The organism is Pseudomonas reactans, from assembly GCF_013385825.1.
Lineage (GTDB): Bacteria > Pseudomonadota > Gammaproteobacteria > Pseudomonadales > Pseudomonadaceae > Aquipseudomonas > Aquipseudomonas reactans.
This window is the reverse complement of record NZ_JACAPG010000010.1, coordinates 96,092-111,040: the sequence shown is the minus strand read 5'-3', so window position 1 is coordinate 111,040 and position 14,949 is coordinate 96,092. Positions and strand designations below refer to the sequence as shown.

Here is a 14,949-nt window from a genome sequence, read left to right as displayed (position 1 = left end):
CTGTACCTGAGTTGCCTAATGACTGTCGGCATGACCCGATTGGAGACTGTGCAGGCTGATCGCAAATGAATAGGCCATGAAACGTCTGACCAACACCACAAACGGCGGCAGCACTTCCAGCTGTGTCTTGGAATGAACTTTGAAATACCCCCTGTCCACCCCCTCCCGAACCAAGCGAATAACGTGCGTCTTGGACACCGATAATTGTTCGGCAAGTGAAAGATAGGAAGACGATCGGAAACTGGCACCCGTGTTGTCCAACGCACACGCGTCGTTATAAATAGCCAACATCAACAAGTGACCGGCATCGCGATTGACCAACCAATAACAATCCGGCAACAACTGATCAAGGGTCGAATTACCCTCAAGGATTGTCGCAAAACCTTTGAAATAAACGGCCAGAAAAGCACGGTCATCCACCCCACCCAAACGCCGAATCAGCGTATTTTCCGGATAGAGCGTGCCCAGCGGCTCCACGACAGAAGTGAGCATCGCCCGCACCTCCCGGCACGCCTGGGACGACGGGCTGAATACGCGGAAACGGCTATCCTCCGGGTGTCCCGCCACTTTCATGAACCCCAAGGCCCTGAACAGCAGGAAAATCGACTCCAGGCCGTTCCTCGAGCAAAACCCGCGCGCCAGACACAATGCTTTCACTTCGGACAGTAACGGCTCCGGCCGGGAAAAATAGGCACTTAATAGTGCAAACGACACCATCAAACGATTGAACTTCAACGCCGTCTTGTAAAAAAACGGTCTTTTCGAATAGGGCTCCAGCAACAGTGTGTAATGGGTGCGAATGCACGCCTCAAATTCCACATTGCGTTCGGCCACGCGTGCCGAATGCTCCAGCGCCAACTTCAAAGAACCACCACACATGAGAAAGAGCCCTGATCAAACAACCTGAATTCATTGATATCAATTGCACTCTTTCGGCAATCAGGTCTCACAACAACTCACGTCAGAATAAAAGCCACTAATGGCGTTTTGCCTCGAAGCGCAATCTATCGTGATTAAAGTACGGGACCCCATCGCTACCAAAATTGTTCCAATAAAGCGCAGCGGCCGGATCAGTAATAGAACTTTTGTGACATTTACTTACATATCACCAGCGCGCTTGGAACCCAGGTGGTTCACACCAAATCCAGCCACGTCGACTTAAACGTTTCAGTCTCCGAGGCGAACCTTACCCACCCGCCGGCGTCCGAGCTAAGGCACTGTTGCTTACCGCTCGCCGCGAGGTCCTCGTTTGAAAGCTGCCATCCTCAAAAAGTATCGCCTGATCATCAAGACCATGGGCTATGTAGGCTGGGCACTGTTCTGGTTGTTGCTGTGGGACGTCGCCGTCACCGTGGACTTCATGCTGTTCCTCACCGCCAAGATCAATTTGCCGCTGATGCCCCTGACCCTGCTGGGTTCGGCGCTGGTGGTGCTGATCAGCTTTCGTAACAGCAGCGCCTACAACCGCTGGTGGGAAGCCCGCACGCTATGGGGAGCGATGGTCAACAATTCGCGCAGTTTTGCACGTCAGGTATTGACCCTGCTGGACGACCCCGACGGCGAAGTGAACCCGGTCAAGGCCACCCTGCTGCGCCGCCATGTGGCGTACGTGAATTGTCTGGCTGCCCACCTCAAGGGCGAGCCCTGCCCCGAGGAAGTACGTGCATTCATTCCTGGCGACGAGTTCGCGCGCAATGGCGCGACCAATAACTTCGCCAACGACATCCTCACCGGCTCTGCCGCGCTGTTGGCCAAGGAATACAAAGCCGGCCACCTCGACAGCATCCGCCTGGCGCGGCTGGAGTCGACCCTGGTGGACTTGTCCAACGCCCAGGGCGGTATGGAACGGATTGCCAACACCCCACTGCCCTACCCCTACGTGTATTTCCCGCGCCTGTTTATCTCGCTGTTTTGCCTGATCGTGCCGGTGGGCCTGGTGGAATCCCTGGGGTGGTTCACCCCGCTGGCCTCGACGGTGGTGGGTTTCATGCTGCTGGCCATCGAGCGCATTGGCACCGACTTGCAAAGCCCATTCAACTCTAGTGAACACCAAATCCAGATGGAAACCATCTGCGAAACCATCGAGAAAAACCTGCAGTCGATGCAGCGTGATGCGCTGGGTGGCGAGCGCATCGGTTAAACCCTCCTTTGGCCCTCAAGTGCGTGCTCCTGCAGTCGATACACAGGGAGTACGCATGGGCCACACCCCCTCAAAACAACACATGCGACGCTCGACGCCACTGTTTTCTCCTTGCCAAAAATTATAAATACCCGCGGGTGAAGTCATGAATATCAAGCAAAAGCTGACCTGGGCGTTTGCCGCCATCGCGTGCGTCCCGGTTATTTTGGTCGCGGTACTGGTTGTGCTGAATCTGCGCGAGGGGGCCCAGGCCAATTTCCTCGACAGCAGCGGCCGCGAGATCCGCCAGATCGACAACGGCATGAAGCAGTTCTTCGACGGCATCAGCCAGAACGTCGACTACGTGGCCAAGGACCCGCGCGTTGTCGCGGCCAAAGAGCTCAAGAGCTACGCCGGCGCCGACGCCGCACAAATCCCCCTCACCCCCACCAATAAAGCACTGCTGGAAATTTTCGACCAGTTCGCCAAGAGCCATCCGAGCACAGCCTACCTGTCCCTGGGCTTGAAAGACGGCGGCTACGCCAGTTGGCCCGACGACACCAAACTCAACAATTACGACCCACGCGTACGCCCCTGGTACCAGGCAGCCGTCGCCGCGCCGGGCAAGACCGTGCGCACCGGTGCCTATTATTGGGCGCCGGACGACGTGACGCTGATCGGCACCGTGCATACCGTCGCGGATGCCACCGGCAATATCCTCGGCGTGGTCGGCCTGGACGTGTCGCTCAAGCAGCTCACCGAACTGGTGCGCAACATCAAGCTCGGTGACAGCGGCTATCTGATGCTGGTGGAAGGCAACGGCAACGTGCTGGTGGACCCCAGCGATGCCAAGCACAACTTCAAACCCCTGGCCGACCTGGGCCCCAACTACGCCGAACTGGCCAAGCGCGGCGATGGCGTGACCCAGATCGAGATCGATGGCGTGGCCTACATGGCCAACATGGTCAGCTCCAAAGACCTGGGCTGGCGTTTTATCGGCCTGATCAAGCGCGACGAAGTCATGGCCGGCGCCACCCGCCTGACCTGGCTGATCGCGGCCATTGCAGCGGTATTGGCGTTGGTGTTCGCAGTGGTCGGCGCCAGCTTTGCCAGCGTTATCGTGCGGCCGATTCGCGGCGTGGCCGACGGCCTGCAGGAGATCGCCGAAGGTGAAGGCGACCTGACGCGCCAGCTCAAGGTGCAAGGCAAGGACGAAACCGCCAGCCTGGCCGGCTGGTTCAACCAGTTCCTGAGCATGATCGCCCAGTTGGTGCAGCGCATCGGTAATGCATCCTCCGACCTGCAGACCGCCGCCGCCGACACCAGCCAAGTCGCCAACAACATGAACCAGGCCGCCGGCCGCCAGCGAGAAGCGGTGGAACTGGTGAGCACTGCGTTCAACGAAATGGTGGCCACCGCCAACGAAGTCGCGCGCTCCTGCAGCGCCGCCGCCACCAGTGCCGACGAGGGCTACCGCGACGTGCACGACGGCCAGCACCACATTGGTGAAGCCACCGGCAGCGTGCTCAAGCTCAGCGAAGACCTGCAAAAGTCGACCCAGACCATGCAGTTGCTGGAGCAGGACAGCAAAAACATCAACACCATCCTCGACACCATCCGTTCGATTGCCGAGCAGACCAACCTGCTGGCGCTCAACGCGGCGATCGAGGCGGCACGCGCTGGGGATCAAGGCCGAGGTTTCGCCGTGGTCGCCGACGAAGTCCGCGCCCTCGCCCGCCGTACCGCCGACTCTACCGGCGAGATCGACAGCCTGCTCGGCAACCTGGCCCGTCGTACCCAGGAAGTGACACAGCAGATGCAAGGCAGCCTGCTGGTGTCCCACACCAGTGTGGAACGCATCCAACAGGCCCGCGACAGCTTCGACAAGATCCGCGGCTCGGTGGACTCGATCCGCGACCAGAACACCCAGATCGCTACGGCTGCCGAAGAACAGCACCAGGTGGCCGAAGAGATCAACCGGCACATCGCGCAGATCCATGCCGACGCGCAACTGGTCGAGGGGTTTGCCCACTCGGCGCAGACCGGGTCAGGTCGGTTGACGGATATTTCGGGTCAGCTCAAGGGGTTGGTGGGGCGGTTCAAGTTCTGACAAATCCGCAAACGCATCACCGTGGCGAGCGGGCTTGCCCCGCGTTGGGCTGCGCAGCAGCCCCAGCAAGGTCACCGAGTTAATCCAAGGAGGTCTCGGTGTTCTGTTTTAGGGCCGCTTCGCAGCCCAACGCGGGGCAAGCCCGCTCGCCACACATTACGCTCGCGCCGTGAGAAATGAGTGGATACCTGAGTCGCATTGGGTTGAGCACACCTACACCGCTCCCACATGCGCGACATTTAGCCTCAGCCCATCATCGCAGCACCTGTAATAGTCTATTGCAGGACTCTAATGTACTAACCAGTTACTTATCTTGCTAAAATCGCGTCTTTGCCCTCTCACATTCGAGTCCTTTCGACATGAAACGAGCATCGCGCGCCGCTGGCGCCTCTAGATTCTTACTGCTGGGCCTGGGCGTGATCATCGCCCTGCTCGGCCTCGCGCTGGCCATTGGCGGCGTCAAACTGGTCAGCCTGGGAGGTTCCTGGTACTTCCTGATCGGCGGCGCAGTCATGACGATTGCCGGGCTGTTGATCGCCGGCCGCAAGCCGGCCGGTGCGTGGTTGTTCGCAGCCTTCCTGATCGGCACGGCCATTTGGGCCGTGGCGGATGTGGGCCTGGTGTTCTGGCCATTGTTCTCCCGCGTGTTCATGTTCGCGGCCATCGGCATGGTGGTGGCGCTGGTGTACCCGTTGCTCGTCAACCGGCCTGCACGTGGCGCCTATGCGGTGGCTGGCGTACTGGCGTTGGGCGTCGCAGTCGCGGCCGGCAATATGTTCGTCGCCCACCCGAGTGTGGCGCCTACCGGTGCCGGCCCTGGCATCACCCCGGTGGCTGCGGCCGACGCGCAGAAAGACTGGGCGCATTACGGCAACACCGAAGGTGGCAGCCGCTTCGCCGCGCTGGACCAGATCAACCGTGAGACGGTCAATAAGCTCAAAGTGGCCTGGACCTATCACACCGGCGACGTCGCGATCAGCGACGGCAACGGTGCCGAAGACCAGCTGACGCCCCTGCAGATCGGCAACAAGGTGTTCATCTGCACACCCCACAACAACCTGATCGCCCTGGACGCCGACACCGGCAAAGAGCTGTGGAAGAACGATGTCAACGCCAAATCGGCGGTGTGGCAGCGTTGCCGTGGCATGGCCTATTTCGACGCCACCGCGCCGATTGCCCAGCCGACCCAGCCGAATAGCTCACCGATCATTGCCGCCAGTGTGCCAGCCGGCGCGCAATGCCAGCGCCGCCTGCTGACCAACACCATCGATGCGCGCCTGATCGCCGTAGACGCCGACACCGGCAAGTTCTGCGAAGACTTCGGCACCCACGGTCAAGTGGATTTGAAAGCCGGCCTGGGTAACGTGCCGGACAGCTACTACCAACTGTCTTCCGCACCCCTGATCGCCGGCACCACCGTGGTGGTCGGTGGTCGCGTCGCCGATAACGTGCAGACCGACATGCCCGGCGGCGTGATCCGTGGCTTCGACGTGATCAGCGGCCAGATGCGCTGGGCCTTCGACCCCGGCAACCCGGAAGACAAAAAAGCCCCGGCTGACGGCAGCACCTACGTGCGCAGTACGCCGAACAGCTGGGCGCCAATGTCCTACGACCCGCTGATGAACACGGTCTTCCTGCCGATGGGCAGCTCGTCCACCGACATCTACGGCGTGGAACGCACCCAACTCAACCACAAATACGGCGCTTCGGTGCTCGCGCTGGATGCCTCCACCGGCGCGGAAAAGTGGGTGTACCAGACCGTCCACAATGACTTGTGGGACTTCGACCTGCCGATGCAGCCAAGCCTGATCGACTTCACGCCACCGGGCGGTGACAAAGCCGTACCTGCGGTCGTGATCGGCACCAAGGCTGGGCAGATCTACGTGCTCGACCGTGCCACCGGCAAACCGCTGACTGACGTGCAGGAAGTCCCAGTCAAGGCCGCCAACATCCCTAACGAACCCTACTCGCCGACCCAGCCGAAATCGGTGGGCATGCCGCAAATCGGCGCGCAAACCCTGACTGAATCGGACATGTGGGGCGCCACGCCGTTTGACCAATTGCTGTGCCGCATCGACTTCAAGGGCATGCGCTACGACGGCCTGTACACCGCGCCGGGCACCGATAAATCCCTGAGTTTCCCAGGCTCCCTGGGCGGCATGAATTGGGGCAGCATCTCCACCGACCCGGTACACGGTTTTATCTTCGTCAATGACATGCGCCTGGGCCTGTGGATCCAAATGGTGCCGTCGCAGAACAAGGCCCAGGCCGCGTCCGGTGGCGAAGCACTGAACACCGGCATGGGCGCCGTGCCGCTCAAGGGCACGCCGTATGCGGTGAACAAAAACCGCTTCCTGTCGGTGGCCGGCATTCCGTGCCAGGCGCCGCCGTTCGGCACCCTGACCGCGATCGACATGAAGACGCAAAAGGTCGCCTGGCAAGTGCCGGTCGGCACCGTGGAAGACACCGGTCCGCTGGGCATTCGCATGCACCTGCCGATCAAGGTCGGTTTGCCAACCCTCGGCGGCACCCTGTCGACCCAAGGCGGCCTGATCTTTATCGCCGGCACCCAGGATTTCTACCTGCGCGCCTTCAACAGCGGCAACGGTGATGAAGTCTGGAAAACCCGCCTGCCCGTGGGCAGCCAAGGTGGCCCGATGACTTACGTGTCGCCGAAAACCGGCAAGCAATACATCGTCATCACCGCCGGCGGCGCCCGCCAGTCCACCGACCGTGGCGACTACGTGATCGCCTACGCCCTGCCATAACCCCTGTTCGCGCGGCGTCTCCCCCGGCGCCGCGCCTTCTGTCTGGAAGAACCCGCATGACCCCCACTTCTCCTATTCCCCTTGGGCGCCTGTTGCTGGGCCTGGCCCTGGGTGCCGCACTGCCTGTGCAAGCCGATGACACCAGCCTGACCGGCGACTGGGGCGGCCTGCGCCGTGAACTCGACGCGCAAGGCATCCGCTTTACCGGCGACTACAGCGGCGAAACCGCCTACAACGCCCACGGCGGCCAGCATCGCTCAGCGCGCTACTCGCAGAACCTCAAGCTGGGCGTGCAGTTCGACTTGGGCAAACTCTACGGTTTCAACAATGGTGATCGCATTCAGGTCACTATCAACGACCGTCGCGGCAACAGCGCTTCCGAGGATTTGGTGGGTAACCGCCTGCCAATCCAGGAAAACTACGGCGGCCTCTACACGCGCCTGACCGAGCTGAGCTACGAGCGCACCCTGTTTACCCCGGCACTCAACGTCAAGCTTGGCTACATGGCCATGGGCAATGACCTAGGCGGCCTGGACAGCGGGATTCTGTGCAACTTCATGAACGCCGGTTTCTGCGGGCACCCGCTGAACATGTCCGGCGGCAGCGGCTGGACCAACTACCCAAATGCGCGCCTGGGTGCGCGGGTGAAATACGACTTCGCCCCCAACTGGCAACTGCGCGTCGCCGCGTTCAACGTCGACCCGCAGAGCAACGGCAATTCCAGCCGCGCCTGGAAACTGAGCCCCAAACACACCACCGGCACCGTGGTGCCGATCGAGCTGGTGTACAAACACGCGGGCAGCCTGCCGGGTGAGTACAAGCTGGGCTATTACTACGACAGCTCCGACGTGAAACGCATCGGCAGCAACAAGGAGGTCAGTGGTCGCGGCGGTCACTACCTGCTGATCGACCAGGCCGTTTGGGCTTCCGACTCCTCCGCTGGCCGCGTGCTGCACGCCTTCGGCCAATACTCCGCCGCCAGTGAAGCGGCCTCGCCGTTCAGCAAATGGTATGGCGCGGGCGTGGTGCTGTACAAACCGTTCGAAGGCCGGCCGCGTGACACCCTGGCCCTGGGTTATGGTCGCGCCGTGCCCAACCCGCGCAGCCGCGAGGTGCAGGAATTGGCCGCGTTCAACGCCGGTAACGACTACCCCAACCTGAACAATGCAGAACAACTGATCGAACTCAGCTACGGCTACCAGGCCACGCCCTGGCTGACCCTGCGCCCGGATGTGCAATACATCCTCGAACCGGGGGCGTTCTCAGGCGAGAACATCGACAACGCGCTGGTGCTGGGCTTGCAAGTCAAGGCCGTGTTCTAGGCCTCACTCTGCTGATACTCGCGTGGCGTACATCCAAACTCGCGGCGGAACACCGTGTGCAGGTACTGAGCGGATTTGAAGCCGCAGCTTTGCGCAATATCGGCAATCGCCAGGGCCTGGTTCTGCAGGCCCTTGGCGGCCGCGGCGAGTTTGAAGCGCAGGATCTCGTCATGCACGCTGCACCCGCGTTCCTTGCGAAAATGCGACTCCAGGGATGAACGCGATATCCCCACATACCCCGCCACTTGGGCGGTCTTGATCCCTTGGCACGCGTACTGACGGATAAACAACAACGCCTGCATCACATACGGATTGCCCAAGGGCTGATGCAGGCTGGACGCTTGCACATTGATTGCCTCCGGCGGCACCAGGATCTGCTCCGTCTTACAGGGCTTGCCGTGCAACATCTGATGCAGCAACGCGGCGGCGGTACGGCCCATGGTTTCCGTACCCTGGATCACCGAACTCAACGGCACCCGTGTGAGGGTTCGGGTCAGCGGATCATTGTCGATGCCGATCAGCGCCACCTCTTCCGGCACGGCAATCCCTGCCGTGAGACACGCTTGCAGCAACTGCCGTGCGCGGGCGTCGGTGACGGCGATGATGCCGATGGGTTTTGGCAGGCTGTGCAGCCAGGCGATTTGCTGTTCGACGGCGCTGTCCCACAGCGGCGCACTGGTGCCCAGCCCACGATAGACCTCAACCTGCAAACCGTCCCGTTGCAGCAGGCGGCGAAAGGCTTTTTCACGCTCCTGGGCCCAGCGATTAGCCTGGGCTTCGGGCAGGCTGAAGCAGGCAAACCGGGTCAGACCGGCCTCGATCAAATGTTCGTAGGCCAACTTGATCAACGCATAGTTGTCCGTGGCCACGTAGGGAATGCCTTTGGGATAGGCATGCACATCCTCGTAGGAACCCCCCACCGCCACCACCGGCACCTTGCTGCCGGCCAGCGCCTCGCCGATCAGCGGGTCGTCGAAGTCGGCAATGATGCCGTCGCCCTGCCAGCGCTCGATGCCTTTGAGGCGGCACAGAAAGTCTTCTTCCAGGAACAGGTCCCAGGACGCGCGAGTGCTGCTCAGGTAATTGCCGATGCCGGCGATGATGCCACGGTCGTAGATTTTGCTGCCGTTGAACAGCAAGGCAATGCGGTGCACGGGCGGTAAGGTTTTCATTGTTGTTGTCCTGGGCCGGTCAAAACAGCCTAGTCCCTGCTACGCAAAATCGCACCGTCTCTTGGTGATTTTCGTAATCGGCTGGCCGCACGCCGTTGCTAGTATCGAGCCACCGCCAAGAACAATAAGGAAAACGCCATGCCGTACTTCCCCGGTGTCGAAAAGGTTCGCTTCGAAGGCCCCAACAGCGATGCTCCCCTCGCCTTTCGCCATTACGATGCCAACAAGCTCATCCTTGGCAAACCCATGCGCGAACACTTGCGCATGGCGGCCTGTTATTGGCACACCTTCGTGTGGCCGGGGGCGGATATGTTTGGGGTGGGCACCTTCAAGCGGCCGTGGCAGCGCAGCGGCGACCCGATGGAATTGGCTATCGGCAAGGCAGACGCCGCCTTCGAATTTTTCTCCAAGCTGGGCATCGACTACTACAGCTTTCACGACACGGACGTCGCCCCCGAAGGCAACTCGCTCAAGGAATACCGCCACCACTTTGCGCAGATGGTCGATCACCTGGAGCGCCATCAAGAACAGACCGGGATCAAGTTGCTGTGGGGCACCGCCAACTGCTTCAGCAACCCGCGCTTTGCCGCCGGTGCCGCCAGCAACCCGGACCCGGAGGTGTTCGCCTACGCCGCGGCCCAAGTTTTCAGCGCGATGAATGCGACCCTGCGGCTCAAGGGCGCCAACTATGTGCTGTGGGGTGGCCGCGAAGGTTATGAAACCCTGCTCAACACCGACCTCAAGCGCGAGCGCGAACAACTGGGGCGCTTCATGCGCATGGTGGTGGAACACAAGTATAAGATCGGCTTCAAGGGCGACCTGCTGATCGAACCCAAGCCCCAGGAACCGACCAAGCACCAATACGATTACGACAGCGCCACCGTGTTTGGTTTCCTGCATGAATACGGCCTGGAACATGAGATCAAGGTAAACATTGAGGCCAACCACGCGACCCTGGCCGGGCACAGCTTTCATCATGAGATTGCCACCGCCGTGTCCCTGGGGATCTTCGGCAGTATCGACGCCAACCGGGGCGACCCGCAGAACGGCTGGGACACCGACCAGTTCCCCAACAGTGTTGAAGAGATGACCCTGGCCACCTATGAAATCCTCAAGGCTGGCGGGTTCAAGAATGGCGGCTATAACTTCGACTCCAAGGTGCGTCGCCAGAGCCTGGACGATGTGGACTTGTTCCACGGGCATGTGGCGGCCATGGATGTGCTGGCCCTGGCACTGGAACGCGCGGCGGCGATGGTCGAGAACGACCGGTTGCAGCAATTCAAGGACCAGCGTTATGCCGGCTGGCAGCAGCCGCTGGGCCAGGCCGTGCTGGCGGGTGAATTCAGCCTGGAATCACTGGCTGAACATGCGTTTGCCCAGGCGCTGAACCCGCAGGCAGTGAGTGGGCGGCAGGAGATGCTGGAAGGGGTGGTCAACCGGTTCATTTACACGTAAACACCCTGTAGGAGCGAGCTTGCTCGCGAAGAACGTCAACGATAACGCAGCACCATCAGGTAGCCCGTGTCGCCTATGCGCTCTTCGCGAGCAAGCTCGCTCCTACAATCACGCTGTGTCTTTCCAACAACAATAAAAGGACGCACCACCATGAAGTCATTCACACGTACCCTGCTCGCCACTGCCCTGGCCCTGCTCGCCCTGCCAGCGATGGCCGATCCCGCCCACCCGAAAATCGGCTTCTCCATCGACGACCTGCGCCTGGAACGCTGGTCCCGCGACCGCGACTACTTCGTCGCCGCCGCAGAAAAACTCGACGCCAAGGTCTACGTGCAATCGGCCGATGCCAACGAGCAGAAGCAGATCTCGCAGATTGAAAACCTGATTTCCCGTGGCGTCGACGTGATCGTCATCGTGCCGTTCAACGCCACCGTACTCACCAACGCCGTCGCCGAAGCCAAGAAGGCCGGGATCAAGGTGGTGTCCTACGACCGCCTGATTCTCAACGCGGACATTGACGCCTACATCTCCTTCGATAACGAAAAAGTCGGTGAGATGCAGGCCAGCGGTGTGTTGCAAGCGGCGCCCAAGGGCAACTACTTCCTGCTCGGCGGCGCGCCCACCGACAACAATGCCAAGGTGCTGCGCGAAGGCCAGATGAAGGTGTTGCAACCGGCCATCGACAAAGGCGACATCAAGATCGTCGGCCAGCAGTGGGTCAAGGAATGGAACCCTACCGAAGCCCTGAGCATCGTCGAAAACGCCCTGACCCGCAACGACAACAAAATCGACGCCATCGTCGCCTCCAACGACGCCACCGCGGGCGGTGCGATCCAGGCCCTGGCCGCGCAGAAACTGGCAGGCAAGGTGCCGATCTCCGGGCAGGACGCCGACCTGGCCGCGATCAAGCGCGTGATCGACGGCACCCAGACCATGACCGTGTACAAGCCGCTCAAACTGATCGCCTCGGAAGCTGCCAAGCTCTCGGTGCAACTGGCGCGCAATGAGAAACCCACCTACAGCTCGCAATACGACAACGGCAGCAAAAAGGTCGACACCATCCTGCTCACCCCGACACCGCTGACCAAGGCCAATATCGATCTATTGGAAAAGGACGGGTTCTATACCAAAGAGCAGATTGGCCTGTAGGAGCTGGCTTGCCAGCGAAGACCGTCAACGAAAACGCGGGAAGCCTGAATACACGCGGTGACTTGACGGTTTTCGCGAGCGAGCTCGCTCCTACAGTAACGTCGTCAGCCCTTTGTGTGAGCCATGGTCATGTCCGACTACCTGCTGCAAATGAACGGCATTGTCAAAACCTTTGGCGGTGTCAACGCCCTCAACGGCATCGACCTCCAGGTGCGACCGGGGGAATGCGTCGGCCTGTGCGGTGAGAACGGTGCCGGCAAATCCACCTTGATGAAGGTGCTGTCGGCGGTCTACCCGCACGGCACCTGGGAGGGCGAAATCCTCTGGGACGGGCAGCCGCTCAAAGCCCATTCCATCAGCGAAACCGAGACTGCCGGCATCGTGATCATCCACCAGGAACTGACCCTGGTGCCCGACCTGTCGGTAGCCGAAAACATCTTCATGGGCCACGAACTGACGTTGCCGGGTGGGCGCATGGACTACCCGGCCATGTTCCACCGCGCCGAAGCGCTGATGCGTGAACTCAAGGTGCCGGACATGAACGTCGCACTGCCGGTGTCGCAGTACGGCGGCGGCTACCAGCAACTGGTGGAAATCGCCAAGGCCCTGAACAAGCAGGCGCGGCTGCTGATCCTCGACGAGCCGTCCTCGGCCCTGACCCGCTCGGAAATCGAGGTGCTGCTGGACATCATCCGTGGCCTCAAGGCCAAGGGCGTGGCCTGCGTGTACATCTCGCACAAGCTCGATGAAGTGGCGGCGGTGTGCGACACCATCGCAGTGATCCGCGATGGCAAGCACATCGCAACCACCGCCATGGCCGACATGGACATCGCGAAGATCATCACCCAGATGGTCGGCCGCGAGATGAGCAACCTCTACCCCACCGAACCGCACGAGGTGGGCGAGGTGATGTTCGAGGCGCGCAACGTCACCTGTCATGACGTCGACAACCCCAAGCGCAAGCGCGTGGACGATGTGTCTTTTGTGCTCAAACGCGGGGAAATCCTCGGCATCGCCGGGCTGGTCGGCGCCGGGCGTACCGAACTGGTGTCGGCACTATTCGGCGCCTACCCCGGCCGCTACAACGCCGAGGTGTGGCTGGACGGCCGGGTGATCGACACGCGCACGCCGCTCAAATCGATCCGCGCCGGGCTGTGCATGGTGCCCGAGGATCGCAAGCGCCAAGGCATCATCCCCGACCTCGGCGTGGGCCAGAACATCACCCTGGCGGTGCTCGATACCTACGCGCACCTGACCCGCATCGACGCCGAGGCCGAACTGGGCAGCATCGACCAGCAGATCGCGCGCATGCACCTGAAGACTGCCAGCCCGTTTTTGCCGATCACCAGCCTGTCCGGCGGCAATCAGCAAAAAGCCGTGCTGGCGAAAATGCTGATGGCCAAGCCCAAGGTGCTGATCCTCGACGAACCCACACGCGGCGTCGACGTGGGCGCCAAATACGAGATCTACAAGCTGATGGGCGCGCTGGCGGCCGATGGCGTGGCGATCATCATGGTCTCGTCGGAGCTGGCCGAAGTCCTCGGCGTTTCCGACCGTGTGCTGGTGATCGGCGACGGCCAGTTGCGCGGTGACTTCATCAACAAGGGGCTCACCCAGGAACAGGTGCTCGCCGCCGCGCTCAGCCAACATAACAATAATGATCGGAAGACCGCGTAGATGAATCAGGTCAAACACCTTTTCACCCGCTACAAAATGCTCGCCCTGGTCATCGCCGTGGCGGTTATCTGGGTGTTTTTCAGTTGGCAGACCGAGGGTGGCTTCCTTACACCGCGCAACCTGTCCAACCTGCTGCGGCAGATGTCGATCACCGGGATTCTGGCGTGCGGCATGGTGCTGGTGATTATCAGCGGCGAGATCGATTTGTCGGTGGGGTCATTGCTGGGCTTGCTCGGCGGGTTGGCGGCGATCCTGGATGTGGTTTATCACATTCCATTGCTCGCCAACTTGAGCCTGGTGGCGCTGTGCGGCTTGATGATCGGGCTGGCCAACGGCTACATGACGGCGTACCTGCGGATCCCGTCGTTCATTGTCGGCTTGGGTGGGATGCTGGCCTTTCGCGGGATTCTGCTGGGGATTACCGGCGGCACTACCATTGCGCCGGTTTCACCGTCGCTGGTGTATGTGGGCCAGGGGTATTTGCCGCATTCGGTGGGTATTGGGCTCGGGGTTTTGTTGTTTGCGTTGACGTTGTTTCTGACCTGGAAACAGCGGCGTAACCGGGCGTTGCATGGTCTGACGGCGCACTCGCTGACGCGTGACCTGGTGCGCGTGGCGGTGATCGGCGCCGTACTGGCCGGCTTCGTCACGACCCTCAACAGCTACGATGGGATTCCCGTGCCCGTCTTGCTGCTGTTGGTGTTGTTGGGCGTATTCAGCTACGTCACCAGCCAGACCGTATTTGGCCGTCGCGTGTACGCGGTGGGCAGCAACATGGAGGCCACGCGTCTGTCGGGCATCAACGTGCAGGCCGTGAAGCTGTGGATCTTCGGCATCATGGGCGTGATGTGTGCGCTCGCCGGGTTGGTCAACACGGCCCGCCTGGCGGCCGGCTCGCCGTCGGCGGGGAGCATGGGTGAGCTGGATGCCATCGCCGCGTGTTTTATTGGCGGCACATCAATGCGCGGCGGCTCGGGCACGGTGTACGGCGCGTTGCTCGGGGCGTTGGTGATTACCAGCCTGGATAATGGGATGTCGATGCTGGATGTGGACAGCTACTGGCAGATGATTGTGAAGGGCAGCATTCTGGTGTTGGCGGTGTGGGTGGATGTGAGTACGCGGACGGGGCGGCGGTGAATCGATAAGCCACCGGTTTCCCAGACACCACAAAAGCCAG

General features: G+C 61.1%; 9 protein-coding genes and 2 pseudogenes. 9 read left to right on the top strand and 2 right to left on the bottom strand.

The window, feature by feature from the left end; genetic code table 11:
- Positions 1-15 precede the first annotated feature (15 nt).
- On the bottom strand, positions 16-864 hold the full coding sequence (locus HX868_RS11145) for a hypothetical protein (protein WP_246355515.1): 849 nt from the start codon (positions 862-864) through the stop codon (positions 16-18).
- A 385-nt stretch (positions 865-1,249) separates the two neighbouring features.
- On the opposite strand from HX868_RS11145, the gene HX868_RS11140 reads away from it, so the two are divergent.
- The 5 genes and pseudogenes from HX868_RS11140 to HX868_RS11125 all read left to right on the top strand — a co-directional run bounded on the left by HX868_RS11140 (position 1,250) and on the right by HX868_RS11125 (position 8,319).
- Entirely contained in the window at positions 1,250-2,140 is an 891-nt protein-coding gene (locus tag HX868_RS11140) for a bestrophin family protein (protein WP_177002883.1), read from the top strand.
- A 145-nt stretch (positions 2,141-2,285) separates the two neighbouring features.
- A pseudogene (locus HX868_RS31215) lies at positions 2,286-3,365 on the top strand (cache domain-containing protein); the annotation flags it as partial.
- 327 nt (positions 3,366-3,692) lie between these two features.
- Positions 3,693-4,229, top strand: a pseudogene (locus HX868_RS31210) (methyl-accepting chemotaxis protein); the annotation flags it as partial.
- 359 nt (positions 4,230-4,588) lie between these two features.
- Positions 4,589-6,997 carry a glucose/quinate/shikimate family membrane-bound PQQ-dependent dehydrogenase gene (locus tag HX868_RS11130; protein WP_177002881.1) on the top strand — a complete coding sequence of 803 codons (2,409 nt, stop codon included), beginning with the start codon at positions 4,589-4,591 and terminating at the stop codon, positions 6,995-6,997.
- 56 nt (positions 6,998-7,053) lie between these two features.
- A complete protein-coding gene (locus HX868_RS11125; RefSeq protein ID WP_177002880.1) occupies positions 7,054-8,319 on the top strand; it encodes a carbohydrate porin in 1,266 nt (421 codons plus the stop codon).
- Here HX868_RS11125 and HX868_RS11120 read toward each other — a convergent pair.
- Entirely contained in the window at positions 8,316-9,491 is a 1,176-nt protein-coding gene (locus tag HX868_RS11120) for a XylR family transcriptional regulator (RefSeq protein WP_177002879.1), read from the bottom strand. The genes HX868_RS11125 and HX868_RS11120 overlap by 4 nt on opposite strands.
- A 138-nt stretch (positions 9,492-9,629) precedes the next feature.
- Between HX868_RS11120 and xylA the strand changes: the two genes are divergently transcribed.
- The 4 genes from xylA to HX868_RS11100 all read left to right on the top strand — a co-directional run bounded on the left by xylA (position 9,630) and on the right by HX868_RS11100 (position 14,909).
- Positions 9,630-10,946, top strand: a complete 1,317-nt coding sequence (gene xylA / locus HX868_RS11115; protein ID WP_177002878.1) for a xylose isomerase — start codon at positions 9,630-9,632, stop codon at positions 10,944-10,946.
- 150 nt (positions 10,947-11,096) lie between these two features.
- Positions 11,097-12,095 (top strand): D-xylose ABC transporter substrate-binding protein, encoded by a 999-nt coding sequence (xylF, locus tag HX868_RS11110; RefSeq protein WP_177002877.1) that lies wholly within the window; start codon positions 11,097-11,099, stop codon positions 12,093-12,095.
- 129 nt (positions 12,096-12,224) lie between these two features.
- On the top strand, positions 12,225-13,772 hold the full coding sequence (gene xylG, locus HX868_RS11105) for a D-xylose ABC transporter ATP-binding protein (RefSeq protein WP_177002876.1): 1,548 nt from the start codon (positions 12,225-12,227) through the stop codon (positions 13,770-13,772).
- Positions 13,773-14,909, top strand: a complete 1,137-nt coding sequence (locus tag HX868_RS11100; RefSeq protein WP_122724427.1) for a sugar ABC transporter permease — start codon at positions 13,773-13,775, stop codon at positions 14,907-14,909. It begins immediately after the preceding gene.
- Positions 14,910-14,949 lie beyond the last annotated feature (40 nt).